This is a genomic window from Streptomyces sp. FXJ1.172 (genome assembly GCF_001636945.3).
Classification (GTDB): Bacteria; Actinomycetota; Actinomycetes; order Streptomycetales; family Streptomycetaceae; genus Streptomyces.
Genome location: NZ_CP119133.2, coordinates 24297 through 49648, shown reverse-complemented (window position 1 = coordinate 49648; position 25352 = coordinate 24297). Strand labels below are relative to the sequence as shown.

The following is a 25352-nucleotide window of genomic DNA, read 5'->3' as shown; positions in this document are numbered from 1 at the left end:
TACCTCCAGCAACTCGCGGACGCATCCCGTGGCTTCGTTTATCCCAAGGGACAGCGCTTCTCGACGAGTTTCGACGGCAGTTGTTGATCCCTGCTTGAGATGTTGACGAGAAATGACGGCGGTGCGGTGATCGGGCACGGCCCGATGTCTGTGCTCAGCTGCAGTCGTGGGCCTCGCGGGCCATAGGCAGGGTTGGCATTCTTCCTCGCCAGAGGTAACGCTCGCCTGCAATCTCAAAGCCGTGGCGTTGGTAGAACCGGATCGCCCGTTCGTTGTAATCGGCGACCCCCAGACGGATGCGTGAAGGTCCTGCCCAGGTGAGGAACTCGGTCATCATGTAGCCGCCGAGTCCGTGCCCCTGGGCGTGGTCCAGCAGATACATCGGTCCGAGGGTGACCGATCCCGACTCGTCCTGGTGGCCGCAGAGATAGCCGACGATCTCCGTCTCGGACCGGACGACACGGCAGAAGTGTGGGGCAGGGTGCTGGTTCGCTACCTCGATGAACTCTCGCCACTGCGTGATGCCTTCCGCAGTGGCGGACGAACCGCGGTGCTCACGGATCCAGGCCTCATCGACCCCCGCGTCTGCGTTGAGGTAGTTCTCCAGCCAGTTCCGCAGATGCAAGGGTCCCAATACCGCGGCGTCGTCAGGATGAGCGGCAGTGATCACATAGGCCATGTCAGATGATACTCGACCTTTGACATCAGCGGCATGACCAGCACCTCTCACCAGGAGCATCCCGATGCTGCCCTGGCAAGAGACCCGGTGCCTCCCAAACTCATCAACACCACCCATCCGTGGAACGGGGCGCCTCCCAAACTCATCGACAAGCGACGTCACTACTGCTCGATAAAGCCAATCCCGGCTGCGCGCGGCGCTGTTCACGTCGCCGAAGCCACCGCCGGTCCGGCGCCGTTCACGGCAGTATCCCGGCGGCCGGCCGAACCCGTGGCGGTGTTCGGATCGTCGGCGGGTGGTGCGCTTGGCGGCTGGCTTCGTCGGGGTCACGGGGTAGGTGAGCTGGCACGTGGCGGCGGGGGCCTTCAACTCCTCACGCAGCAACGGGCGGCCCTGGTCCGCGTCGAGGGCCACACGGTAAGCGGTTGAGAGAGGGGCGGCGGCGCTATCGAAAGAGCTCCAGCGCTATCAGGCTCAGAACCAGACTCGTAGGTGGCCCCAGAGCTGATTCACTATTTCGACGAGTCCGTCTAGACCTCGCAACGAGGAGCCAAGGCCTTCCAGAGCCGCGCGGATGCGACGCGGCTCCTGTTCTCCCTCTGGGGCGTTCAGTTCGCGGTCCACCTCATCGAGGTCGCGTGTGGCTCGACCGCGATCAAGGTCCGATAGACCCTCAGCGTCGCGAAGTAGTCTGCGCAGGGTCTCCGTCAGCTCCAACACGGCCGACAGGTCCACTTCCGGCGGTGTCGGTGTACTTGGGGCTGCGTAGTTGTTCACGGTGCCCCCGAAGACGTTGCCTTCGATCGTGTTTGCCACCGTGCCGGCTCCGCGTGCGTCGATCTTGACGTGCGGCTTCTTCTTTTCTGCCTCGGCCATACGCTTCCTGTCTCCCGCGTGTTCTTCGAATAGGCGGCGTCCACGGCGGGTGAGCCGCCAGCCGCGTTCGTCTTCTATCGCCAGGCTCTCGCGGTGTGCTCTGTCGCGTGCCTCGTGCATCTCCGCCTGTGTGAACTGGCGGTTCCACCCCCCGAATGGCTCTCTTTGCGGACCCTTGAGCCATTGCAGGTAGCTGTCCAGGACGATTTCCGGGTCAGCTCGTAATTCGGGCGCGCGCCTCCGTTTCTCTTCCACGGCCCTGTCGTGGCGTTCCCAGGCCCTGGCTTGGCGTTCCACGGCCCTGGCCTGGCGTTCCTCGGCCGAGGCTGGTGTGCCGCTCATTCCGCTCGGCGATGTCTTCGGGACAGGCGGGCTGATCCGCGCTCTGTGGGGCCCTTGACGCTGCGATCGGGCCAACTTGATCAACATCAGGACTAAGAACAGCCCTGGCAGAACCATGATCAAATTCTCTAGCAACGACCCCAGCATTCCCGCCCCCGTTTCACTCGACCTAACGCGCTAGACGAGCTTGCCTCACACCGTCACAGTCAGTGAACAACCGAACATAGGATAGCGGGTCACCCTGAACGCTCGTCAGGCAACGTCACCGTGGATGCGGAGAGCTGTACGCCTTTACTTGGGGCGGGCGGTGCGCTTGCCGGCTGGCTTGGTCGGGGTCACAGGGTAGGTGAGCTGGCACGTGGTGGCGGGGACCTTCAACTCCTCGCACAGCAACGGGCGGCCTTGGTCGGCGTCGGTGGTCACGCGGCAAGTGATCAGGAGGGGGCTGGCGTCGCTCAGTCCGAGTGCGGTCCGCTCGTCGGGATAGGGGGCGCGGGCGGTGACATGCTCGGTGAACGACAGGCTGAGTCCGGCTTCGGCAAGCTGTCGGTACAGGTCGATGATCTCGGCGTCCGGCTGCTCGGCCAGAGTGGGCACATCGGCGGCGGTGGCCATCGGGATCAGAACACGGTGGGCCATGCGGGCGCCGGTGGCCGGATCGTGGATCAGGCGGTCCACGTTGATGGCGTCCTGGTCCTGCTGGTCCAACAGCAGTGCCGGGGGTCCGTCCAGCGCGGTCCTGGTGACGGCGGGCGCGCCTACGCCGCCGCCGGAGGTGAGTGCGGGGCGCCCGGCACCCGGGGCGCGCACCGACGATGCAGTGCACCCGCCCACTGCACCGCGCGTCGCGCGGACGATGTCGTGCAGCCCGGGCGGGCAAGCCGACGACCGGCGCCGACACCTCCTTCCCACGCGACAGCCGCGGGAAGCAGTTCTATCCGCGCACACCCCGCAGACCTGGCCACGGCGGGGGACAGGCCGACCATGACCCCGACCACGGCAGGTCAGCGTGCTGGCGCGCCTCGCCGACCACCGTTGCGCCCGGCGTTCCTCGAGGAAGCCGTCTGGGCTGGCGCCTTTCGCGCCGACTCCCCAGCCGTGGCCTTCTTCGCGGGCGCGGTCGGCGCCTGGTGCGCCTCCGCGTCGCCCGTCTCGCCGCGCGCCGCCCGGGCCTCGTCGACCGACTGCTGCAGCGCGGCCATCAGATCCACCAGCTGACCCGGCCGGGCCGCCGGCTCCGCTACCTCGGGCAGCTGGCGGGCGTCCCGCTTCGCCTCGATCACCTCGTGCAGCGCGTCGGTGTAGTGATCGGCGAACTGCGGACCTTCGAGGCTGTCGCGCGTCATGGCCTCGACCAGGGCCAGGGCTTCGTCGATCTCCTCGTCTTCCAGCTGGACCGGCGGCGGGACCACGGCGGCGGGGTCGCGGACTTCGTCCGGCCACAGCAGACCGTGCAACGCGATCACTCCCCCGCGGACCCGGAGCAGACCGACCCGCTCACGGCCGTGCCACGCGAACCGGACGACCGCGACGCGGGAAGCGCGCTCCAAGGCCATCCGCAGCAGCACGTACGGCTTCAGCGCGATGGCGCCCTGTGGCTGGAGGTAGTAGCCCGTGCCGATCCGGAGCGGGTCGACGGCGGGGGCCGGGATGAACGCGATCAGCTCGATCGCGCGGGCGGTGGGCAGCGGCAGGGCCCGCAGCTCTTCGTCCGTGACCGGGATGACGCGGCCGCCGGGCAGCTCGTATCCCTTGCCGATTTCCCCGTACGAGACCTCCCGGTCCTCCACTTCGCACCAGTAGCGGTTGCGGACCAGGCCGCCGTCGACAGTGTGGATCCGGCGGAAGCGGACGCTGTGCTCCTCGGTCGCGCCGACGACGGTGATCGGGACGCTGACAAGCCCGAACACGAGGGCGCCGCTGAACACGCTCGGCATGGCACACCTCCAGGGCAGCCCCGAGCACCACCAGCCTAGAAGCCTCATGAAGATCTTGGTGGGGGGCTGTCCGGCCGGAGGCCGGGCAGCCCCTGTTGCTATGCGGTTGGCGGGGCGAGTTGCCAGCTGCCGCCGGTGTGGGTGAGTCCGAGGTTGATCAGTCGGCGGAGGTTGAGGGCGGCGGCTCGGGTGTGGAGCCAGGTGTTGTTGTTGATGGTTCCGCGGTAGCGCAGGCGGCGGTTGCCGTGCTGGACGAGCCAGGCGACGGCTCGTTCGACCGGTGGTCTCCAGCGCCGGTAGTCGGCTTGCCAGTCCGGGTCGGTGGCGGCTTGGTGGCGGGCCGCGGCCTGGAGGTCGTGGTGGGGGCGGATGGTCAGGATGCGGCCGGCCTTGGCCTTGGTGCACCGCTCACGCAGCGGGCATCGGGTGCACAGGCCCTTGAAGGCGGCCTTGCGCTGGTGGTGCTGTCCGCCGGGGTCCGCCAGGGGGACCGTGTGCCCGGCGGGGCAGGTCACGAGGGCGGCGGTGGTGTTGATGGTGAAGTCGTCCAGGGTGAAGCCGCCGGGGACGGCGGGCCGTAGCGGGGCGGGTTTGAAGAACAGCCGGTGTCCCGCCTGGTGGAGGGCTTGGCGCGTGTCGCCGGCGGAGTAGGCGGTGTCGCCGAAGGCGTCCACCGGGTTCTCCTCGTCGGCCAGCAGGTCCAGGCCGACGGTGGCCTCGTGGTGCTCGGCTCCGGCGCCGGGCCGCAGAGCCACGGCGGTGTATAACGAGTTGGTGCGTGATAGCGGGTGAGGTGTCGTGCCAGGCAGGTGGCATGATCTGGTTGTGGCGATCATGGTTAATCGGGCGGTGCTGGCGGATCGGCTGTTCACTGGGATCTCTCGACGGCATCTCGCCTGCCTGGTTGAGGAGTTGGCGGTGCCGTGGCAGGCCGGACTCGAGGGCCGACGCCATGCTGCACGAGGAGGAGTCCGGAAGCGGGCCGCGGGTGCCGGCGCCCGCCACCAGCTGGTGTTCGTCGACCGGCTGGTGGCCACGCTGATCCATCTGCGGCACGACCTGCCGCATTCGGTGCTGGGGCTGCTGTTCGACGTCGACCGCTCCACCATCACCCGTGCGATCGCAGAGATACGTACGCTCCTGGCCGAGCGGGGGTGCGCGGTCCCCGACCGTCCCGGCCTGCGACTGCGGACGCTGACGGACGTGTTCGCCTACGCCCAGGCCGAAGGCGTCGAGCTGCGGCTGGACGCCACCGAGATCCAGGTCCGCAGGCCGCCGGCCAACCGCGGCGGTCGCCGTGCGTTCGTCTCGGGCAAGAAGAAGCAGAACACGATGAAGGCCACCGTGATCGCCGACTGGCGGGGCCGCACGTTATGGACCGATGCCCTGCGGCCTGGACGTATGCACGACGCCACGGCCGCCCGCAACGAAGGCATCGCCGTCTGCTTCCAGCACTTTCCCGATGTCGAGGTCCTCTTGGACGACGGCTACCTGGGCCTGAGCCGCGACCACCGCGGGCAAGCGATCACACCGCCCAGAAAACCCCGGCCCGGAGCATTGCCCGGCAGAGTCGAACAGTGGGAACGCGACCGTCACGGGCACTCCTCCGACCGCATCACCGTCGAACACGCCCTCGCCGACCACAAACGCTGGAAGCAACTGATGCGCTGGACCCATCGCCGCGACCGCCTGCCCGACACCTACCGCGCCATCGCCAACCTCGTCTCCGACCGCACCAACAACACCTGAGAACAGGCCACGACCAGGCCAAACACGCCTCACCCGCTATCACGCACCAACTCGTAAGAGGTCATCTCATTTGGGGCGTTCGATAGGCTCCGGGTGTGGGGATCGTTGAGCGGCTGGTGCCGGATGGGCTGTGGGAGTTGTTCCAGCGAGTGGTGCCGGAGGCGCCGAGTCGGCCTCAGGGAGGCGGCCGGCGCCGGCACGGTGACAGGGAGGTGCTGGCTGCGATCGTGTTCGTGGCCACGTCGGGCTGTACGTGGCAGCAGCTGCCGGCCGCCTCGTTCGGACCGTCGGGACCAACGGCTCACCGGCGTTTCACCGAGTGGTCGAAAGCCCGGGTGTGGGCGAAGCTCCATCGCCTGGTCCTCGACGAACTCGGCTCCCGGGGTGAACTGGACTGGTCTCGCTGTGCGATCGACTCGGTGAACGTGCGGGCCCTGAAAAGGGGGGCCTGACAGGTCCGAATCCAGTAGATCGAGGCAAGTACGGTTCGAAGATCCACTTGATCACCGAGCGGACCGGACTGCCCATCTCCATCGGCATCTCCGGCGCCAACCTGCACGACAGCCAGGCCCTCGAACCGCTCGTTCGCGGCATCCCGCCCATCCGCTCCCGTCGCGGTCCGCGCCGACGACGGCCGGCCAAGCTCCACGGCGACAAGGGCTACGACTACGACCACCTGCGCCGATGGTTACGCCAGCGCGGCATCCGGCACCGCATCGCCCGTAAAGGCATCGAGTCCTCCCAGCGCCTGGGACGCCACCGCTGGACCATCGAACGCACCATGGCCTGGCTCGCCGGATGCCGCCGCCTGCACCGCCGCTATGAACGCAAGGCCGTCCACTTCTTGGCCTTCACCAGCATCGCCTGCACCCTGATCTGCTACCGCAGACTCACCAAATGAGATGACCTCTTACGAGTTGGTGCGTGATAGCGGGTGAGGCGTGTTTGGCCTGGTCGTGGCCTGTTCTCAGGTGTTGTTGGTGCGGTCGGAGACGAGGTTGGCGATGGCGCGGTAGGTGTCGGGCAGGCGGTCGCGGCGATGGGTCCAGCGCATCAGTTGCTTCCAGCGTTTGTGGTCGGCGAGGGCGTGTTCGACGGTGATGCGGTCGGAGGAGTGCCCGTGACGGTCGCGTTCCCACTGTTCGACTCTGCCGGGCAATGCTCCGGGCCGGGGTTTTCTGGGCGGTGTGATCGCTTGCCCGCGGTGGTCGCGGCTCAGGCCCAGGTAGCCGTCGTCCAAGAGGACCTCGACATCGGGAAAGTGCTGGAAGCAGACGGCGATGCCTTCGTTGCGGGCGGCCGTGGCGTCGTGCATACGTCCAGGCCGCAGGGCATCGGTCCATAACGTGCGGCCCCGCCAGTCGGCGATCACGGTGGCCTTCATCGTGTTCTGCTTCTTCTTGCCCGAGACGAACGCACGGCGACCGCCGCGGTTGGTCGGCGGCCTGCGGACCTGGATCTCGGTGGCGTCCAGCCGCAGCTCGACGCCTTCGGCCTGGGCGTAGGCGAACACGTCCGTCAGCGTCCGCAGTCGCAGGCCGGGACGGTCGGGGACCGCGCACCCCCGCTCGGCCAGGAGCGTACGTATCTCTGCGATCGCACGGGTGATGGTGGAGCGGTCGACGTCGAACAGCAGCCCCAGCACCGAATGCGGCAGGTCGTGCCGCAGATGGATCAGCGTGGCCACCAGCCGGTCGACGAACACCAGCTGGTGGCGGGCGCCGGCACCCGCGGCCCGCTTCCGGACTCCTCCTCGTGCAGCATGGCGTCGGCCCTCGAGTCCGGCCTGCCACGGCACCGCCAACTCCTCAACCAGGCAGGCGAGATGCCGTCGAGAGATCCCAGTGAACAGCCGATCCGCCAGCACCGCCCGATTAACCATGATCGCCACAACCAGATCATGCCACCTGCCTGGCACGACACCTCACCCGCTATCACGCACCAACTCGTTAGCGGTCGAGTCGTCGCGGGGCCCTGGGCGGCCAAGTTCCTTGAGCCATCCGACGGCGGCACCATGCCAGCCATACCCAGGACCCCCGGGCCTGCCGATCTTACGAATGACCAGCTCAGACCCACATCAAGAAAGGTAGGACCCCGCCATGCTGTTGCCCGACATCGCCGCCGAGCTGCTGACACGCAAGCGCGCCGACCAGGAGGCCCGGCAGCGCGCCGCGCGATCCAAAGAGCGCGAGGACGGGCTGTCGGTGAAGGCCACCGACCGGGACAACACCGCCTGGCTGAAGATGGTCGTCGGTTCAGCACGGCTGGCCGGGCGTCGACCTCGTCGGTGAAGAGGGCACGGACGCGGCGTGGCTCATCGCGCAGCACGCCGACCACGACGCAGCCTTCCAGCGACGGGCCATGGAGCTGGTCACGCACGCGGCGCTCGCCGGGCAGGTGCCCGCGATCCACTACGTCTATCTCACTGATCGCGTGCGTGTGGCCGAGGGGCGACCGCAGCTGTACGGGACGCAGTATCAGGACGACGGCACCGGCACCGGGATCAAGGCATATTTGATCGAAGATCCGCAGCGGCTGAACGAACGGCGGGCTGCCTTCGGCCTGAAGCCGCACGCCGAGTACGAGCGACGCATGCGGGACAGGGCGTTGAGCGCGGCACGCCACTGACCCGAGACAGCACCGCTACGAGGGACGACACCCCAACAACGGAGAACTGGGACGAGTTGATTGCTGCACGCCCGCCTTGCGTCACTCGGCGGCGGGCAGCACGGGTGTGCAGATACGGCACAGGCGGTAGCGGACACCGCCGCGCGGGCCGATGTGCTCCGTGATCCAGGCTGCTGCGTCCTGGGTGTCCATCACCTTCATGTGCGTCGCCCACCCGGAGTTGGTGGTTCCGCTGTGGGCGAGCTTGGTCAAGGCGCCCTGCAACCGCACGGAGCCATCAACGGCTTGGCGCAGTTTGGGCAGGGCGCCTACGAGGATGGCCCCGGACGCCTGTCCCCCCGGGTGTTCTGGTGGCGCGTCGGCACCCTGACATCGATCACGGTCTTCGACCGGGAAAGCCGGACGATGAGGATCTCCCCGCCCGACGAACTCATGACGATCATGCGTCGCCTGGCCGGCACCGCCAGCTGAGGTGCGCCCGCACACGTAGGCTCGGCGCGTGGGGACGTGGACCTGGTCCGCCGCGCTCTGGGCCGGGTGGAGTTGTGCGCCATCCAGCTACTCCGGGGCGTCCAGGATCTCCGCGTGTTCCTCGGCGACGAGGGCGAGGGGGTGGCGAGATAGTGAATGACCGCCAGATCGAGGCGGGAATTGACCCGCCGCCCGCCGCGACCACACCCTCCTGCGCGCCGACGGACTCGGCGCCCTGGCCGACCTCGGCGAGCGGGCGCTGCTGGACGTCCGCCAGGCGTCCGGCCCGTGGCCCGCTCCCTCAACCGGGCCGTGACGAACCAGCCGCATCGGCGGCGACCCTGCAGGTCGACCTGGAGCCGAGGAAATCACTGCGGTCATCGGCGCGTGGAAGCAGCCACCGCGTAGATCCCCCCGCTTCGAGATCGCGATTCGATACAAACCCAAGCCCACCACGGCAGAGAATTGCATGCCCCCCAACCATCAAGTCCACAAAGAAAGCAACAGGGCGCCGCCGAAACATTGTGAATACTCTGGGCAAATAATTCGGCATTCAAATATACATGTTTCACTAATTCGCTAGAAGCGCGCCTTCCACGCCAAGTCTGCGCCGAGCACAACCCACCCAAGCAAGATCCCATGCCCGTTTGCGCACTTCCGGCTCCCGTCACTGCGTTGCGGCAACTGGGGATTGCCCGAAGTGTGATGTCGAGATGCCCGTATCCCGTCGTCGCGTGTCCGTTTCCTCTCCGCCTCAATGCGTCTTGATCCTGGCCAGAGCCACACCGTGAGAAATCCCGACTTCGAAACCCTTGATAATGTCTCCGGTGCATCCACGGGGCGGATGCTGGCGCGCACTGCCAGTTCCCGATACAGGTCCTGATCTCGGGTGGACCTTCCAGTCGAGTTTCCGCGCTCTGCGGACGCGAAAGTCCGAAAACAGGCGGCATACGAGCGCGCTCTCGCCTCGTGACGGTGAGACACGCTGTACGCGGGACACCATGAATGGACAGCCGAATGTGCGGTATCGCAGGCTGGGTCGACTTCGAACGAAACCTCCTCACCGAGCGGGCCGTCGTGTCCGCCATGACCGAAACGCTCGCCCCTCGCGGCCCCGACGACACGGGAACATGGCTGAGCCCCCACGCGGCGCTGGGCCATCGGAGACTGGCCGTCATCGACCCTGACGGAGGCCGGCAGCCCATGGCCGCAGAGGCCACGGCCGCCGTCCTGACCTACAGCGGGGAGGTCTACAACTTCCGTGAGCTGCGTGCTCAGTTGGAAGCCAAGGGGCACCGCTTTCATACGCGCAGCGACACCGAAGTGGTCCTGCACGGCTACCTCCAGTGGGGAGAAGAGGTGGTCGAGCGGCTGAACGGCATGTACGCCTTCGCGATCTGGGACACCCGAACGGAAGAGCTCCTGCTGGTGCGCGACCGATTGGGCGTCAAACCTCTCTTCTACTGCCAACTACCCGCCGAGGGGCTTCTGTTCGGGTCGGAGCCCAAGGCGATCCTCGCGCATCCGCGGGCGCCGCGGGCCGTCGACGCCGACGGCCTGCGCGAGATCCTCACCATCGCCCGGACTCCCGAGCACTCCCTCTACAAGGGGCTGCACGAGGTGCGCCCCGGACAGCTCCTGCGCTTCGGGCGCGAGGGCCTGCGCAAGCGGCGGTACTGGACCTTGCGGGCCCATGACCACACCGACGACCTCGACACCACCATCACGACGGTGCGGGAACTGATGGAAGACATCGTCGAGCGGCAGCTCGTGGCCGACGTCCCGCTGTGCTCCCTGCTCTCGGGCGGCCTCGACTCCAGCGCCATCACCGCCCTGGGGCTGCGCCACGGCGGCCTGCGCTCCTTCGCCGTGGACTTCGCCGGCCTCGCCGACCACTTCGAGGACGACGGGATGCGCGGCTCACCCGACGGACCGTACGTCCACGACGTCGTACGGCATCTGCGTCCCACCCACACCGACATCGTGCTCGACGCCACCCGGCTCGCCGAGCCCGCGCTGCGCGCCGATGTGGTCCGGGCATGGGAACACCCGCAGTTCAGTGGGGACATGAACACCTCCCTGCTCCTGCTGTTCCAGGCGGTCCGGGAGCACTCGACGGTGGCCCTGTCCGGCGAGTCGGCAGACGAGGTGTTCGGCGGGTACGCCTGGTTCCACCTGCCCGAGGCGGTGGCCGCGCCCACCTTCCCCTGGCTGGTGTTCATGATGCGCCGACAGCGCCCCGACGATCTCTTCGACCCGGCGCTGCGCAAGGAACTCGACGTCGTCTCGTATGAACGCGACCGTTACCGCGAGGCGTTGGCCGAGGTGCCGCACCTCGACGCGACCGATCCGACGGAGCGCAGGATGCGGGAGATCTCGTATCTGCACCTGACCCGCTTCGTGACGATGCTCCTTGACCGCAAGGACCGCCTGAGCATGGCGCACGGGCTCGAAGTGCGGGTTCCGTTCTGCGACCACCGTCTGGTGGAGTACGTCTTCAACACGCCCTGGTCGATGAAGACGTTCGACGGGCGGGAGAAAAGCCTGCTGCGCGCCGCCGTCCAGGACGTACTGCCGGCCTCGGTCCTGGAGCGGCGCAAGAGCCCCTACCCGGCCACCCAGGACCCCGCCTACGGCCTCGCCCTGCGGGCCTCCCTCGCCGGGCTGGTCGCCGACGGCACCGCTCCGGTGCTGCCGCTCCTCGACCAGCGGGCCGTCCGGAGCCTGCTCGACTCACCGCCCCGGGCGACCACGTCCACCCTGACCCGCATCAGCCTGGAGATGGTTCTGGACCTGAACACCTGGCTCCAGTCCCAGGACCTGCGCATCACCTTGTGACGCCGTCCTCCGCTCCCCCTTGCACACCTGCCCGACAGGAGTGAACCACCCATGCGTACCCACGAGTTGAAACCCGGCCGGACCTTCGGAGTCAACTTCGACCACGGCGAGCACTTCCTGCCGTCCCTGGCCCGCTTCTGCAGGGACAACGGGATCCAGCAGGGATACGTCCCCATGTTCCTCGCCGCCTTCGCCGAGACCGAGATCGCGGGGACCTGCCAGCGGGTGGAAGACCCCGAAGCGCCCGTGCGCCTTCCGGTCCATTTGGAGAAGGTGGAGGCCATGGGCTGCGGCACCTTCTCCTACGACCCCGCCAAGGACGAGATCGTCCCGCACGTGCACGTCACTGTCGGCCTCAAACAGCAGGCGGCACTCGCGTACTCAAGTCACCTGATATCGGCCACCGTTCAGTACCTCACCGAAATGCTCGTGATCGAGGTCCTCGCGCCGGCGATGCGCCGGCCGGTCCACACCGACCTGTGGGACGTCCCCCTGCTCACCTTCGAGGACTGAACACCATGGCACCCGAGGCATTTCCCTTCCCCGACGAGCCGCTGGGCGAGGTACCGCGCAGCTGCGCTTGGCGACGCGCCCACGACCCGCTGGGCGACGCCGTGCTGCCCAGCGGTGACGTCGTCCGCGTGGCGGTGCGCTTCGCCGACGTCGAGGCCGTGCTCACCGATCCCCGCTTCAGCCGCGACCTCAACCGGCCCGGTTCTCCCCGGCTCCAGCCCGACGCGGACATGTCCGAGGATCGCGACACCCTGATCAACCTGGACCCGCCGCGCCACACCAGGCTGCGCCGGATTCTGTCCCGCCCGTTCTCCGTGCGTGGCAGCGAGGCATGGCGCCCGCGCATCCGCGCGATCGCGCAGGCGTTCGTCGACGACATGGTGGCGGCCGGCCCACCGGCCGATCTGATGACCGCCCTGGCCCGTCAGCTGCCCATCCGGGTGATCGCGGAGATCCTCGGCGTCGGCGACTGCGACCTCGACCGGTTCCGTGACTGGTCCGAGACGGCCATGACCATCGGGCCCGACCGGGCGGCCGCACGGGCCAAGGGGCTCACCGAGTTCTACGCCTACCTGACGGACCTGGTCGAGCGCCATCGGCGCGAGCCCGGTACGGACCTGCTGGACGCCATGATCGCGGCGCGCGACGGCGAGGACCGGCTCACCGAGGCGGAGCTCATCGACACCGCGCGGTCCCTGCTCCTCGCCGGCCACGAGACCACCATGACCACTCTGGGGCGCGGGGTGTTCAGCCTGCTGCGGCACCGCGACCAGTACGAGGACCTGGTGGCCGACCCCGAGTTGGTGGTGCCGGCCGTCGAGGAGATCCTGCGCCACGACTTCCCCGCCGACGTGGGCTTCCTGCGCGTCGCCCAGGAAGACGTGGACCTGCCTTCGGGGCGGGTGGCCAAAGGGCAGGGCGTCATGCCGCTGATCTCCTCGGCGCACCGCGACGAGCGACGCTGCCCGGACCCGGACCGGTTCGACATCCACCGGCCGTCACCCACCCACCTCGCCTTCGGCAAGGGACCGCACTACTGCATCGGCGCCCATCTGGCGCGCATCCAGCTGCACGAGGCCCTCTCCATCCTCGTACACGACCTTCCGGGGCTGGCCCTGGCCGTCCCTGCGGACGAAGTGCCGTGGCAGCCCGGCATGGTCACCCATGCCCTGGCCTGTCTGCCCATCACCTGGTGATCTTCCGGACGGGGGCTTCATGAACACGACAGCAGCACCCTCCCTCTACCGCTACGACGAACTGGCCCGCCTCAGCCGCGACCTGCCCGTCATCGAACGCATCGCCGCCTGGTGCGAGGAGTTCCTGTGCCGGCCGCATCCCGGTCTCGGGCGCGGCGGCTCGGTCTGCCCCTACATGCCGCGCGCACTGGCGGCGAACCATGTCGCCTTCACCGTGGTCCGCACCCAGGGCCGCACCCGCGGTGCCATCGACGAGGCCATCGCCGCCCACCGCACCGCCTTCCTCGCGATGGAACCGACGTCCGGGCCCGGCTCCTTGGACAAGGCGATCGTGGTGATCCTGCCCGACGTCGCGGAGGAGGACGCCGCCGAGCTGGTGGACGAGACCCACCGCAGGCTCAAGGCGAGCTTCGTCGCCTCCGGCCTCATGATCGGCAAGTTCCATCCGCGCAGCGCCCAGGGCGGCCTGCACAACCCCGGGTTCAGGCCGCTGCGCAGCCCGGTGCCGCTCCTCGCCATCCGGCACATGGTCGACTCCGACCTGCCCTTCCTCAACCGCCCCGACGATCCCGTCTCCGACCGCATCGGATTCCTCCAGGCCTACGAGCGCCGCTTCGAGGGCGCCGAGGGCTCGCCATGGGCGGCCCGGGGCCAGGCTGCGCTCGGCGAGATCACGGAGGAGGAGCGATGACGGCCTCCACCCGGCGGGTCGCGATCGTGACGGGCGGCACCCGTGGCATCGGCGCGGCCCTCGCACAGCGCCTCGCCGACAGCGGCGTCGACCTCGTCGTCGGCTACGCACAGGACTCCTCGTCCGCCGATGCGCTGGTGCGCCGGATCGAGAAGGCCACGGCGGTCCGCGTCGTCGCGGTACGCGGTGACATCGCCCGTGCGGAAACCGTCGACGCGCTGTTCGCAACGGCCGACAAGGAGTTCGGCGGCGTCGACATCGTCATCGGCTGTGCCGGTGCCCACGCCCGCCGACGCGGCCCCCTGGCCGAGACCGACGACGCGGACCTGCGCCACGTGGTCGACGTCAACCTCCTGGGAACCTGCCGTCTCCTGCGGGCCGCGGCCCGGCACGTGCGGCCCGGCGGGCGCGTCCTGGCCTTCTCCAGCTCATCGATGGCCCTGGGCGTGCCGGGACAGGCCGTGTACAACGCGAGCAAGGCCGCCGTAGAGGTACTGGTCCGTCACCTCGCGCGGGAGCTGGCCGGGCGCGACGTCACGGTCAACGCCGTGGCTCCGGGCCCGACCGGCACCGATTTGTTCCTGCGTGGCAGAACCCCCGAGGACATCGAGGCTCTCGCCCAGCAGGTGCCGCTCGGCCGCATCGGCCGCCCCGAGGACGTCGCCGATCTGGTGAGCTTCCTCGTCGGCCCGGCCGGCGGATGGATCAACGGACAGGTCGTCCGGTCCAACGGCGGCATCGTCTGACCCGCCCGGCCACCTCATCCCGGTCACCCGTGCCCGCCTGAAGGCGCACGGACCGCACCCACCCCCGCACACGGAAAGGAGCGCCGTCATGCCCGAATCCGGGACGGCGCAAGCCCGCACACCACGCACCGCTCACCCGGCGCAGCCCGACAAGAAGGCTCCGGCGCCCGTGAGCCCCTTTTCGGCCATCACGGCGATCGTCGCGGACGCGGATGTCTTCACCGAGTTCATCGAGGACGCCGTCGCCCAGTACCGGCTCGGGCTGGCCTCCGTGGCCGCGGGCGGCTCGCGTCTGCACCGCCCCAACAGCTTCGGCCTCCTCGGCGGCACGCTGGACGGCGACGCCCTCACCGTTCGCCGCGTCGCCTTCGCCGCCAACGTCCGCGCGGTCGACGACGTACCGCTGGAGGAGTTCCGGGACACCATCGTGCCCCGCTTCGGCAAGCAGTACGACGACGGCGAGCGCGGATTCTGGTGCGACTCGCGCCAGCTCCTCAAGGTGGTCCGCGAGTTCGAGGCGGCGGACCTGGAGATGCTCGGCTCGGTCCACATGCACCCGGACTGGCACCGTGTGGGCCCTCCGCACGAACGCAGGGAGTTGCTGAGCGAGAACCCCAGCCGTATGGACGAGTACCTCTTCCGCAGCGCCGGCTGGCCGTTGAACATCATCTGCTATCTGGAGAGCCGCGGCAGCGGTGTCACCCACACCTTCGCCGCCTGGAAGCCGCCGTCGGCCGACGGGGAGCGGGCGGCGCGGACGCCCATCAGGTTCTTCGCCCGTGGCCACGAGGACGCCGCCTGATGGGGGCGTATCCGGACACCATCGGCACGGTGGTGACACCCGGCGACACGCGCTACGAAAGGGCGCGCCGCCTGTGGAACGAGCGCTTCGACTACCGGCCCAGGGCCGTCGTCCTGCCGGGTGACAGCCACGAGACGGCAGCGGCGCTCCGCTACGTCCGGGAGCGCGGCATCCCGTTCCGGATCCGCTCCGGCGGCCACAACAGCGAGGGGTTCAGCGGCCTCGACGACGGCATCGTCATCGACGTGTCGCGCCTGGGGGCGCTGGCGGTCTACGGTGACCGCACCCGCGCCACCCTCGGCCCGGGTGTCCTGCTCGGCGAGGCGTACGCGGCGCTGTGGGCGCTCGGCGGCACGATCCCCGCGGGCGTCTGCCCCGACATCCGCATCGGCGGTCATGTCCTGGGCGGCGGCATCGGCATGCTGGTACGTTCCCGCGGCTTGCTCATCGACCACCTGGTCGCACTCACCCTGATCGACGCCCGCGGCGAGGAACTGACGGTCGACGCGGACCACCATCCGGACCTGCTCTGGGCGTCACGCGGAGGCGGTGGCGGGAACTTCGGGATCGTCACCTCCTACACCTTCGCGATGCGCCCGATCGGCGACGTGACCCTGTTCACGCTGGAATGGGACGCGCGCGACGGCATCGCCGCACTCGACGCCTGGCAGCACTGGCTCAGCCAGGCGGACCCGCGGGTGAACTCCCGCTTCAACCTGTTCCCCGCCTCCGCCGACAGGGCCCTGGCCACCGGCCTGTTCGAAGGGGGTGAGCGTGAACTCACCGCCCTGCTCCGACCGTTGACCAACGCCTGCCGGCCTCGCGCGACATCCGTACGCGCCCTGCCGTACGGGGACAGCATCGGCACCTGGACCGAGCAAGTGCCGTCGGTACGCGCCAAGTTCACCCCCGCACTGGCCGAAGGCCCACTCGGCGCCGAGGCGCTGCGCACCCTGGGCCGCCGGCACGAGAAGGCGCCGCCCGGCGTCAAGACGGGTCTGTACGGCCTGGGCGGAGCGGTCCTGGCCGACGTGCCGCCCGATCACTCCGCGTTCGCGCACCGGGCGGCCTTCCTGTGCGTGGAGTACCTCGGCCACTGGAGCGATCCCGGCAGCGACGCCGAACACCTGGACTGGCTGTCCGGCACCCGCGCGGAGATGCTCCCGTTCATGACCGGCGGGGCCTACGTCAACAGCCCGGACCTCGATCTGGAGAACTGGCTGCACGCCTACTACGGCGACGGCCTGCCGCGCCTCATGGAGGTCAAGCGCCGCTACGACCCGCACGGCCTCTTCACGTTCGAGCAGAGCATTCCCACCGCGCTCACCCGGGCCCAGGCCCGTGCCGCCCGGCTCCCCGGCCCGGTCGTCGCCGACCTGCACGCCCGCGGCCTGCTCACCGACTGACCTCCGCCTCCGCCTCATCACCGACGAATCAGGACAACGCCCATGAGCACCCGCACCGACAGCCACCTGGACACCCACAACGACACTCGCAACGACACCCGGATCCAGAAGGTCGTCATTCTCGGCGGCGGCACCGCCGGCTGGATGACCGCGGCCTACCTCGGCAAGGCGTTGCAGAACACCGTGCAGATCACGGTTCTCGAAGCGCCCAGCATCCCGCGCATCGGCGTCGGCGAAGCCACCATCCCCAACCTCCAGCGCGCCTTCTTCGACTACCTCGGCATCGCCGAAGAGGAGTGGATGCGCGAGTGTAACGCCAGTTACAAGATGGCCGTCAAGTTCATCAACTGGCGCACCCCGGGCGAGGGCAGTCCGAGCCCCCGTACGGTCGATGGGCACCCGGACACCTTCCACCACCCCTTCGGCCTGCTGCCGTCCGCCGATCACATCCCGCTGTCCCACTATTGGGCCGCCAAGACACTGCGCGGCGAGACCACCGAGCCCTACGACCACGCCTGTTTCGTCGATACGGCGATCATGGACGCCCGCAAGGCGCCCCGCTGGCTCGACTCACGCCGCGCCACCAACTACGCCTGGCACTTCGACGCACAGCTCGTCGCCGACTTCCTGCGCACCTTCGCGGTGACCAAGCAGGCCGTCGAGCACGTCGAGGACGAGATGACCGAAGCCCTCACCGACGAGCGCGGCTACCTCACGGCACTGCGCACCAAGTCCGGGCGGCTGCTGGACGGCGACCTCTTCATCGACTGTTCGGGCTTCCGCGGCCTGCTCATCAACCAGGCCATGGGCGAGCCGTTCCTGGACATGAGCGACCACCTGCTGTGCGACAGCGCCGTGGCCACCGCCGTGCCCCACGACGACGAGACACACGGCGTCGAGCCCTACACCTCCTCCATCGCCATGCCCGCCGGCTGGACCTGGAAGATACCCACGCTCGGCCGGTTCGGCAGCGGCTACGTCTTCTCCAGCCGCTTCGCCGACCGTGACCAGGCCACCGCCGAATTCGCCCGGCTGTGGGGGCTCGACCCCGAACAGACACCGTTCAACCACATCCGCTTCCGCGTCGGCCGCAACCGGCGGGCGTGGGTGCGCAACTGCGTCGGCATCGGCCTGGCGTCCTGCTTCGTCGAACCCCTGGAGTCCAGCGGAATCTACTTCGTCTACGCCGCCATCCACATGCTCGCCAAACACTTCCCCGACCGCACCTTCGACCCGGTGCTGGTCGACCGGTTCAACCGCGAGATCCAGGACATGTTCGACGACACCCGGGACTTCCTCCAGGCCCACTACTACTTCTCACCCCGCACGGACACACCGTTCTGGCGGGCCAACAAGGAGCTGGAACTCGCCGACGGCATCAAGGACAAGGCGGAGACCTACCGGGCCGGACTGCCGGTGAACCTGCCCATCAGCGACGAAGGCACCTACTACGGGAACTTCGAGGCCGAGTTCCGCAACTTCTGGACCAACGGCAGCTACTACTGCATCTTCGCCGGACTCGGCATGCTCCCCCGCCATCCGCTGCCCTCGCTCGCCCACAAACCGGAATCCGTCGCCCGAGCCGAGCAGCTGTTCGCGGACATCAAACGGAAACAGCACGAGTGGGTGCGCTCCCTGCCCTCCACCCACCAGCTGCTGCGCCACCTGCACGGCGCCTCATGAGCGGCGCGACCGCACCGCACCGGAAGGTCGCCGGCGCTGCGCACCAACGGCGCTACCGCGATCTGATGAGCTCCTTTCCCACCGGCGTCGCGGTGGTGACCAGCCTGGACGCCGAGGGCACGCCGCGGGGCATGACCTGCTCCTCGCTCACCAGCGTCACCGTGGCCCCACCCACGCTGCTGGTGAGCCTGCGCAGAGGCAGCGCCACGCTGGAGGCGGTGACCGCGCACGGCGGTTTCGCCGTCAACCTCCTGCACAGCGGCGGGCGGCGCACCGCCGAACTGTTCGCGGGGCCCGAGCCCGACCGGTTCGCGCGGCTGTGCTGGCGCCGCTCACCCTCCGGTCTGCCGCACCTCGCGGACGACGCGTTCGCCGTGGCCGACTGCCGTGTGACCGGACTGCTCGACGTTCACGACCACACCCTGGTGCTCGGCGAAGTCCGCACCATCGTCCGCAGTGCCGGCATCCCGCTCCTGTACGGGTTGCGGCGCTTCACGACATGGCCGCACCAGTGCCCCCCGTCCGACAACACCCCGTCCCACTGAGCCGCCGAGGACGTCCATGCCCACGAACCAGGTACCCCCTGCCCCGCTCCGTACCACGGAGATCTCTCGGCTTCCCGCCTACCGCGCGGCGGATCCGCCGGCGAAGCACGCCGACGGCCTGCTCGACCTGGCCAACAACGAACTGACTCTGCCTCCGCTCCCCGCGGTCGTCGAGTCGCTGCGCCTCAGCGCGCGCAGCGTCCACCTGTACCCTGACCCCACGGCGCGCACGCTGCGGCAAGCCGTCGCCCGGCACTTCGCCACCGATCCCGAAGAAATCGTGGTCGGCCCCGGCAGCGGCGCCGTCCTCCACCAGCTGCTGCTCGCGCTGTGCGGCCCCGGCGACGAAGTCCTCTACCCCTGGCCCGGCTTCGACGCGTACCCCTTCCTCATCACGACAGCGGGCGCCCAGGGCACGCCGGTCCCACTGACACCCTCGGGCGAGCACGACCTGTCCGCCTTCGCGGCAAAGGTCGACACCCGTACCCGCATCGTCGTCCTGTGCTCCCCGCACAACCCCACCGGCCGCCGCATCCCGCGCACCGAGCTGGCCGCCTTCCTCGGATCGCTGCCACCCCACGTCGTCACCGTCCTCGACCAGGCGTACGTGGAGTTCGACGAGCACGAGGAGACGCACAACCTGGACCTGCTGCGCACAGCTCCCCGGCTCGTACTCCTGCGCACGTTCTCCAAGGCGTACGGCCTCGCCGGGCTGCGTGCCGGATACGCCCTGGCCGCCCCCGACCTGGCCGGCCTGGCCTACAAGACACTGCTCCCGTTCTCGGTCACCCGCACCGCCGAACACGCCGCGCAGGTCTCCCTGGAGCAGCACGGACAGCTCGCGGCCCGGCTCGACACCGTACGGCGTGGGCGCTCGCTGCTGTCGGCCGGCCTGCGCGCCGAGGGACTCGATCCGCTGCCGTCGTTCGGGAACTTCCTGTGGCTCCCGCTCGGAGCCGCGACGGAACGCTTCGCCCAGGTCACACTCGCGGCCGGTGTGCGGGTCCGGGCCTATCCGGGAGCGGGTGTGCGCATCACGGTGGGCGGCGACGAAGCCCACCGGCGCGTGCTCGATGCGGCCCGGCTCTTCCGAACGGCGGACACGTGACCGGGAACGCCCAGGCGGACCTCTTCCTCGTCCTCGCGCTCGTCATCGCCGCCGCCAAGCTCCTCGGCGCCGTGCTGGGCCGCCTGGGTCAACCGCCGGTGGTGGGCGAGATCGTCGCCGGGATCCTGGCCAGCCCCATGGTCCTGTCCCCGGCGGTGAGCGGCCGCGTACTGCCGGCCGACGCGCGCCCGGCCCTCACCGGCCTGGCCGACGTGGGTCTGGCAACGTTCATGTTCCTCGTGGGCCTCGAAACCAAGGACGCCCTCCCGCACGGCGGCAGAGGCCTTTCGTGCGGTATCGCGGCAGGTGGGCTCCTGCTTCCGCTCCTCGGCGGGATGGCGCTCGCCCTGCCGCTGGCATCCGCCCATGCTCCGGGCAGCCATGCGGCCTTCGTCCTCTTCGTCGGGGTGGCCATGTGCGTGACGGCGCTGCCCGTGCTGGCCCGGATCCTGGCCGACCACCACCTGGGCCGCGAGCCCACGGGAGCCGTCGTCCTTGTCGCGGCCGCCGTCACGGACGTGGCGGCGTGGGTGTGTCTGGCCGCCGTCATTGCGTACGCACACGCCGCCGTGCCGGTGCGGCTCGCCCTGCTTCCGCTGTGCGCACTGGTCATGGTCGGCGCGGTCCGCCCCCTCCTCGCCGCGCTCTTGCGCCGCGCCGCCCGTCGCGGGGCGGGCGGCGCGGACACGGCGTTCCTGGTCCTGGCCGTCGGCCTCCTGGGATCGGCCGCCGCAACCGAATGGCTCGGCATCCACTTCATCTTCGGGGCGTTCGCGTTCGGGGCGGCGGTACCGCGCTCCATGCCGTCCCTGCTCCGCACGGGCATCGCCACCCGGATGCGGCAGGCCGGCGGCCTGCTGTTGCCGCTGTACTTCTTCATGGCGGGCAGCAAGGTCGACATCGCCGGGTTCAGCGGCCAGACGGTCCTCACCCTCGGCCTCCTCATCACCGTGGCCACCGCCACCAAGACGCTGGGCGCCTACGCAGGCGCACACCTGTGCGGCGCCGAGCCCCGTCAGTCCCTGATCGCCGCAGTCCTCATGAACACCCGCGGCCTCACGGAGATCGTCATCGTGTCCACCGGTCTGGAGCTGCACCTCATCGACCAGACCTTCTACTCCCTGATGATCCTCATGACCCTGGCCACCACGGTGATGACGGTCCCGGCCCTGAAAGCAGTGGCTCCGGCGGCTCAGTTGCCGAAGAGAGAGCTGGGTGCGGAGCAGCGGTCGACTCCGCAGGGGACACTGCGCGCGTAGCGGGCCGTGAGGGAGTCGCAAGCCCGGCGGCAAGGTGCCGGAGGCAGCGGTCTGCGTCCTCCCCCTTGCCCCATGTCGGACCAGCCGATGCCGGGCCGGACAGATCATTGCGGGCTCTCAGGCATGGGGCCGCTGTCACGCACCGGCTCACCGCCGACGGGTACACCGTGGCGCTCGTGGGCAGCACCGTGAGTCCACGACGTCTTCTCCTTCGACGGGTGACCCCGGAGTGTCGGCTGCATCCTCCCGGGTGCGCAATCGTTCACGCATGCGTACGAACGGGCAGGGTCCGGGCCCGTGTTTGGTGGAATTGGGTGCAGCAGGGCGGTTGGAGGCAAAGGCCTCAAGGAGGGACCGGGGGGCCGAGCCTGCAATGCGCCTCGGACTTGGGCGGGTTCAGTTCTGGGCCGTGGGCCGGACGACGATCTCGTTCACGTCGACGGTCGCCGGCTGCTCGATGGCGAACCCCCCCGCCGCCGCCAATGAGCCATCGAAGCCCCTTCGGAATGCGCGAACTCAAGATGTTCTAGGCGGCCCACGACGGATGCCCGAGCGTCCACACGCGGGCCTGGAGGAGGCGCGCACCCGGGTGGCCAAGCAGCATGACGGCGGAGCGCACATGCTTGCTCACAGACGTCGCAGCTCAAGGGACGCAGTTCCTGATTCGCGCGACCAGCACCCGACGGCCGCCGGGGCTGGCGCTGCTGGCCGACGGCTCCTACTGGTCCGGATCGGGGGCCTGCCGCTACTGTTTGACGGCCATGGCCTGGTCCGCGTGCCTGGGCAGGGTGGCGCGCCCAGGAGCGGTCGGCGGCCTGGACCACGGCGGCGGCCACCCGCCCGACCGGATGGATTCCACAAACAGTGGCTCCAGCTGACCGGCAGCCGCGCCTGCCCGCACTGCCTCGCGACAAGCGACGTGTGGCCGCTGAGGTGGCGCCTGGGCAGTTTCGGCGCCTTCCCGGTCTCCGGCCTTCTCCTGGATCTCGGCCAGGCGGTACAGGGCGCGGGTGCTGCCGTGGTCGGCGGCGCGGTGTTGGAGGTGGTGGGCCCATTGCCCAGGAAGGCACCCACCAGGGTCTGCGCACTGAACAAATCGGTGCGCATTTCCCCGATCCCAGCTGTGCAGAAAAGGGTCTCGGATGACCCCGAGATGTTCGGGAGAAACGGCAAGGCCCCGCCCATCCACGGGGGGAGTGGACGAGCGGGGCCGTCTGGGGCCCGGCCGGTGCGGTGCAGTTACTGCCAGCCGTGCAGCGTCAGGGCGCTGGTCCGGTTGAGGCAGCTGTACAGGCCTGCGGCCGGGTATTCGATGATGTCCTCGGGAAGATCATGGTCGGCGAACCACTGGAGCGCCAGGCACTTCTCGGGCTCCTTGTTCGTGGGCGTTCCCTCCCACTCGGTGGCCGTGAAGAAGAACCCGATGCGCTCGGAGCCGTCTTCCTGCCGGTGGTGCACGACGTGCAGGAGCTCCAGGTGGTCGGGGTCGACCTTGACGTCGGTCTCCTCGAACAGTTCGCGAGCTGCCCCGACGGTGAGGGCTTCGCCCTGGTCGAGCTTGCCGGAGGGCAGATGCCACCGGCGGTAGCCGTAGGGGCCCCCTCTCTGTGAGAGAAGGATCTTGTCGCCGTCACGGAGAAGGACGTGTGTGTCGATGGTGGGCTGTGCCGGCTGTCCGCTCATGATTCCTGGGGGGTTGGGGTGATGGCTGAAGCATCTGACGGTAGTGGCATCGCGGGGAGCGCGTCAGCGATTCGGCGCGCGACCTCCGATGGGGGGATGGCGGTGCTATCGATCACGAGCACCTTGGCCCTGAGGTCTTCGAGGAGGTTCGCGGCGTCGCGGTAGAGTTCGACCTCCCGGGCGGGCGCTTCTGGGTCGGCCCGGAATCGGTGCGTGATGCCGGCCTTGGTGATGCGGTCGGCGATCGTGCCGGGGGAGGCGGTCAGGATCACCGCCAGGTCGGGCTTTGGGGCGTAGTCGTTGAGCAGGAGCAGGAAATCCATCGGTACGCCGTCAAGCTTCTGAAGGACGAGGGTCGAGGCCATGTACCGGTCGGATATCAGCAGCTCGCCGCGGCTGAGGGCGGGGTCGATGGTGGTCTCGACGTGCCGGTATCGGGCGGCTGCGACAAGGCAGGCCAGGGCCATGCCGTGAAGCTGGCCACCGTGGGTCCGGGTGAAGTCCCCGAGGAAGTCTCCCCGTGGCGGCTCGACGGTCCACTGAGCAGGGACACCCCGCGCGGAGAGCAGGGCTTGCAGCTCCCGAATGGTGGTGGACTTCCCCACGCCGCTCGGCCCGTCGATCGATACGAAGAAGCCGTTGCGGTCCCCGGTCATGCCGCTGCCCCCATGCCGGCCTGGTTCCGTTCGTGCTGCTCCCGGGTGAGCATCGCCAGCGTGGAACGGACTTCGCTCAGGGGCACGTCGCCGAACTGGATGCCGACGCTGAAGTTGAACTCGTCGCGCTGGCGCATGGACTCGTCGGCGCCGTCCTGGGTGAGGTCGATGTCCCCGTAGGCGAGGAGGTCATCCGGGTTGTAGCAGCCCTCGTCCGTGAGGGTGGTCCACACGGGCGTGCCCGGATAGGGACGGAACTCGAAGACGCTGGCGCGGACGTCGCCGGGGTTCTGGTCGGCGACGGCCCACAGGTTGCGGATGTGCTGCACGGTGGCGTCCAGGTCCGCTTTGGTCTCGCCGGGGAAGCCGAGGATGAAGTAGCCCTTCACGCCGATGCCGTGGGCGACCAGGCGGCGCGCGACGCGCTCAGACATCTCGGCGTCGATCCGCTTGTCCATCGCGGCCAGGATGCGGTCACTGCCGGATTCGATACCGAGGGCAACTTCCCGCAGCCCGTTGGTGACGAGACGGTCCAGGTCAGCGTCGGTGAGCCGGTTGAGGACGTTGATCCGGCCGGTGGCGTCCCACACGTACCGGTCACCGATCCTGTGGCGGGTGAAGGCGTCCATCTGCTCATCGATGACCCGGCCCACGCCAAGGAACAGGTCGTCCACGAAGCGGAAAGCGGTCACGCCGTAGTGCTCGTGCAGCTGGTCGAGCTCTCCGATGATGTTCTCGGGGGAGCGCACGCGGATCGTGACGTCGAGGTTGGCGGAGACGGCGGCGCCGCAGAACGTGCAGTTGTAGGGGCAGCCGCGGCTGCCGACGATGTTGGCTTCCATGTGCCCTCGGGCACTGATCCCGCCGAGCCAGGGCCGTTGGCCGGCCAGGCGGCGGTCCGTCGCCGTCGGCGCCGCCTGGTAGGGGTCCTGGGGTAGGAACGCGCGATTCACGTACGGCAGGCCGTTGATGTCGGGGCCCAGTACTGCCGCGCTGGTCTTCGGGTCCGCCGGGATGCCGGCGGCCCGCGTGCCGAGCAGGTGGTCGCGCCACAGGACGCCCGGCAGCGAGCGCCGGTTCTGTTCGTCCTCCAGGAGGGCGGCGACCCGGAACTCTCCCTCACCGAGGACCAGGGCGCGTAGGTGGCGCATGCGGGGATCGGCGAGGACCCTGTCCGGCATGGCCTTGGCGTGGTGGCCACCGACCATGAGCGCGATGCCCGGGTCGAGCTGGGTGGCGATCCGCGCGGACATTTCGTAGGTGGGCGCGAGGAGGTTCATGGCGGCCCAGCGGGGCGCGGCCTCGTTGACGATCCGGGCAGTGGCTTCGAGGCCCAGGCCGTGGGCCTCGGCGTCGAGCACGCCGACGTTGAAACCGCACTGCTGGGCGTAGGTGGCGATGTACGCCATGCCCAGCACGGGAAGCGTGTAGTCGTTGGTCCGGGGCCGCAGAGTGTAGTCACGCAGCGGCGCGTTGATGAACAGGGCGTCGAGCGTGTGAGGGTCGTCGGCGCCCGCGATCAGCGTTAACTGCTGCATGCGTCC

27 protein-coding genes and 1 pseudogene are annotated in these 25352 nt (G+C 69.1%); 17 read left to right on the top strand and 11 right to left on the bottom strand.

Translation table 11 applies throughout. From position 1 onward, the window contains the following. Positions 1-154 precede the first annotated feature (154 nt). Positions 155-679, bottom strand: coding sequence for a GNAT family N-acetyltransferase (locus A6P39_RS00305; protein WP_067039959.1), 525 nt, complete (start codon positions 677-679; stop codon positions 155-157). 33 nt (positions 680-712) lie between these two features. Between A6P39_RS00305 and A6P39_RS00300 the strand changes: the two genes are divergently transcribed. Next, positions 713-1108, top strand: coding sequence for a hypothetical protein (locus A6P39_RS00300; protein WP_159395945.1), 396 nt, complete (start codon positions 713-715; stop codon positions 1106-1108). A gap of 45 nt (positions 1109-1153) precedes the next feature. On the opposite strand, the gene A6P39_RS00295 is transcribed toward A6P39_RS00300, so the two are convergent. The 4 genes from A6P39_RS00295 to A6P39_RS00280 all read right to left on the bottom strand — a co-directional run bounded on the left by A6P39_RS00295 (position 1154) and on the right by A6P39_RS00280 (position 4589). After that, positions 1154-1897 carry a hypothetical protein gene (locus A6P39_RS00295; protein ID WP_159395944.1) on the bottom strand — a complete coding sequence of 248 codons (744 nt, stop codon included), beginning with the start codon at positions 1895-1897 and terminating at the stop codon, positions 1154-1156. Between the two features lie 291 nt (positions 1898-2188). Then, positions 2189-2707, bottom strand: coding sequence for a UTRA domain-containing protein (locus tag A6P39_RS00290; RefSeq protein ID WP_067039957.1), 519 nt, complete (start codon positions 2705-2707; stop codon positions 2189-2191). Between the two features lie 194 nt (positions 2708-2901). Continuing rightward, entirely contained in the window at positions 2902-3834 is a 933-nt protein-coding gene (gene ku / locus A6P39_RS00285; protein WP_067039954.1) for a non-homologous end joining protein Ku, read from the bottom strand. A gap of 98 nt (positions 3835-3932) precedes the next feature. Beyond that, entirely contained in the window at positions 3933-4589 is a 657-nt protein-coding gene (locus A6P39_RS00280; protein ID WP_234378735.1) for a transposase, read from the bottom strand. Positions 4590-4668: 79 nt separating this feature from the next. Here A6P39_RS00280 and A6P39_RS00275 point away from each other — a divergent pair, with 79 nt between their 5' ends. Together A6P39_RS00275 and A6P39_RS00270 are read left to right on the top strand one after the other, a co-directional pair. Next, on the top strand, positions 4669-5583 hold the full coding sequence (locus A6P39_RS00275; protein WP_199840913.1) for a transposase family protein: 915 nt from the start codon (positions 4669-4671) through the stop codon (positions 5581-5583). Positions 5584-5684: 101 nt separating this feature from the next. Next, positions 5685-6484, top strand: a protein-coding gene (locus A6P39_RS00270; protein WP_275883970.1) for an IS5 family transposase whose coding sequence is annotated in 2 segments (ribosomal slippage) — positions 5685-6020 and positions 6023-6484 — 798 coding nt in all. Because the reading frame shifts where the segments join, the coding sequence is not laid out codon by codon here. A 66-nt stretch (positions 6485-6550) separates the two neighbouring features. On the opposite strand, the gene A6P39_RS00265 is transcribed toward A6P39_RS00270, so the two are convergent. Further along, a complete protein-coding gene (locus tag A6P39_RS00265; protein WP_275883969.1) occupies positions 6551-7465 on the bottom strand; it encodes a transposase in 915 nt (304 codons plus the stop codon). A 217-nt stretch (positions 7466-7682) separates the two neighbouring features. Between A6P39_RS00265 and A6P39_RS00260 the strand changes: the two genes are divergently transcribed. Both A6P39_RS00260 and A6P39_RS00255 read left to right on the top strand, forming a co-directional pair. Next, positions 7683-7874, top strand: coding sequence for a hypothetical protein (locus tag A6P39_RS00260; protein WP_107304220.1), 192 nt, complete (start codon positions 7683-7685; stop codon positions 7872-7874). A 25-nt stretch (positions 7875-7899) separates the two neighbouring features. Beyond that, complete coding sequence (locus A6P39_RS00255; RefSeq protein WP_331454193.1) at positions 7900-8211, top strand: DUF6624 domain-containing protein; 312 nt, start codon at positions 7900-7902, stop codon at positions 8209-8211. Positions 8212-8292: 81 nt separating this feature from the next. On the opposite strand, the gene A6P39_RS00250 is transcribed toward A6P39_RS00255, so the two are convergent. Beyond that, on the bottom strand, positions 8293-8463 hold the full coding sequence (locus tag A6P39_RS00250; RefSeq protein ID WP_275883758.1) for a hypothetical protein: 171 nt from the start codon (positions 8461-8463) through the stop codon (positions 8293-8295). A gap of 33 nt (positions 8464-8496) precedes the next feature. Between A6P39_RS00250 and A6P39_RS00245 the strand changes: the two genes are divergently transcribed. The 12 genes from A6P39_RS00245 to A6P39_RS00190 all read left to right on the top strand — a co-directional run bounded on the left by A6P39_RS00245 (position 8497) and on the right by A6P39_RS00190 (position 21469). Next, positions 8497-8682, top strand: a complete 186-nt coding sequence (locus A6P39_RS00245) for a hypothetical protein (protein ID WP_159395937.1) — start codon at positions 8497-8499, stop codon at positions 8680-8682. A gap of 1017 nt (positions 8683-9699) precedes the next feature. Then, positions 9700-11520 carry an asparagine synthase (glutamine-hydrolyzing) gene (asnB, locus tag A6P39_RS00240; RefSeq protein WP_275883757.1) on the top strand — a complete coding sequence of 607 codons (1821 nt, stop codon included), beginning with the start codon at positions 9700-9702 and terminating at the stop codon, positions 11518-11520. A gap of 51 nt (positions 11521-11571) precedes the next feature. Continuing rightward, positions 11572-12033: a PPC domain-containing DNA-binding protein gene (locus tag A6P39_RS00235; protein ID WP_067055458.1), complete on the top strand. Its 462-nt coding sequence runs from the start codon at positions 11572-11574 to the stop codon at positions 12031-12033. A 5-nt stretch (positions 12034-12038) separates the two neighbouring features. Then, positions 12039-13229 (top strand): cytochrome P450, encoded by a 1191-nt coding sequence (locus A6P39_RS00230; RefSeq protein ID WP_067055461.1) that lies wholly within the window; start codon positions 12039-12041, stop codon positions 13227-13229. Between the two features lie 19 nt (positions 13230-13248). Further along, positions 13249-13920 (top strand): DUF6875 domain-containing protein, encoded by a 672-nt coding sequence (locus A6P39_RS00225; RefSeq protein WP_067055463.1) that lies wholly within the window; start codon positions 13249-13251, stop codon positions 13918-13920. Then, on the top strand, positions 13917-14666 hold the full coding sequence (locus A6P39_RS00220) for an SDR family oxidoreductase (RefSeq protein WP_067055466.1): 750 nt from the start codon (positions 13917-13919) through the stop codon (positions 14664-14666). The genes A6P39_RS00225 and A6P39_RS00220 overlap by 4 nt, the downstream gene beginning before the upstream one ends. An 88-nt stretch (positions 14667-14754) precedes the next feature. Continuing rightward, on the top strand, positions 14755-15468 hold the full coding sequence (locus A6P39_RS00215) for a hypothetical protein (RefSeq protein ID WP_067055469.1): 714 nt from the start codon (positions 14755-14757) through the stop codon (positions 15466-15468). Continuing rightward, positions 15468-16874 (top strand): FAD-binding oxidoreductase, encoded by a 1407-nt coding sequence (locus tag A6P39_RS00210; protein WP_067055472.1) that lies wholly within the window; start codon positions 15468-15470, stop codon positions 16872-16874. The genes A6P39_RS00215 and A6P39_RS00210 overlap by 1 nt, the downstream gene beginning before the upstream one ends. A 42-nt stretch (positions 16875-16916) precedes the next feature. Beyond that, entirely contained in the window at positions 16917-18557 is a 1641-nt protein-coding gene (locus tag A6P39_RS00205) for a tryptophan halogenase family protein (RefSeq protein ID WP_067055474.1), read from the top strand. A 65-nt stretch (positions 18558-18622) separates the two neighbouring features. Continuing rightward, positions 18623-19102 (top strand): flavin reductase family protein, encoded by a 480-nt coding sequence (locus A6P39_RS00200; RefSeq protein WP_234379255.1) that lies wholly within the window; start codon positions 18623-18625, stop codon positions 19100-19102. A 16-nt stretch (positions 19103-19118) separates the two neighbouring features. Then, positions 19119-20210, top strand: a complete 1092-nt coding sequence (locus A6P39_RS00195; protein ID WP_067055480.1) for an aminotransferase class I/II-fold pyridoxal phosphate-dependent enzyme — start codon at positions 19119-19121, stop codon at positions 20208-20210. Then, complete coding sequence (locus A6P39_RS00190) at positions 20207-21469, top strand: cation:proton antiporter (protein WP_067055485.1); 1263 nt, start codon at positions 20207-20209, stop codon at positions 21467-21469. Before A6P39_RS00195 ends, A6P39_RS00190 begins: the two co-directional genes overlap by 4 nt. Positions 21470-21865: 396 nt before the next feature. On the opposite strand, the pseudogene A6P39_RS00185 reads toward A6P39_RS00190, so the two are convergent. The 4 genes and pseudogenes from A6P39_RS00185 to A6P39_RS00170 all read right to left on the bottom strand — a co-directional run. Next, positions 21866-21943 (bottom strand): annotated as a pseudogene (locus A6P39_RS00185) (oxidoreductase); the annotation flags it as partial. 765 nt (positions 21944-22708) lie between these two features. Beyond that, positions 22709-23152: an NUDIX hydrolase gene (locus tag A6P39_RS00180; RefSeq protein ID WP_067055491.1), complete on the bottom strand. Its 444-nt coding sequence runs from the start codon at positions 23150-23152 to the stop codon at positions 22709-22711. Further along, positions 23149-23808 carry a dTMP kinase gene (locus tag A6P39_RS00175; protein ID WP_067055494.1) on the bottom strand — a complete coding sequence of 220 codons (660 nt, stop codon included), beginning with the start codon at positions 23806-23808 and terminating at the stop codon, positions 23149-23151. Before A6P39_RS00175 ends, A6P39_RS00180 begins: the two co-directional genes overlap by 4 nt. After that, on the bottom strand, positions 23805-25346 hold the full coding sequence (locus A6P39_RS00170; protein ID WP_067055498.1) for a B12-binding domain-containing radical SAM protein: 1542 nt from the start codon (positions 25344-25346) through the stop codon (positions 23805-23807). The genes A6P39_RS00175 and A6P39_RS00170 overlap by 4 nt, the downstream gene beginning before the upstream one ends. Positions 25347-25352 lie beyond the last annotated feature (6 nt).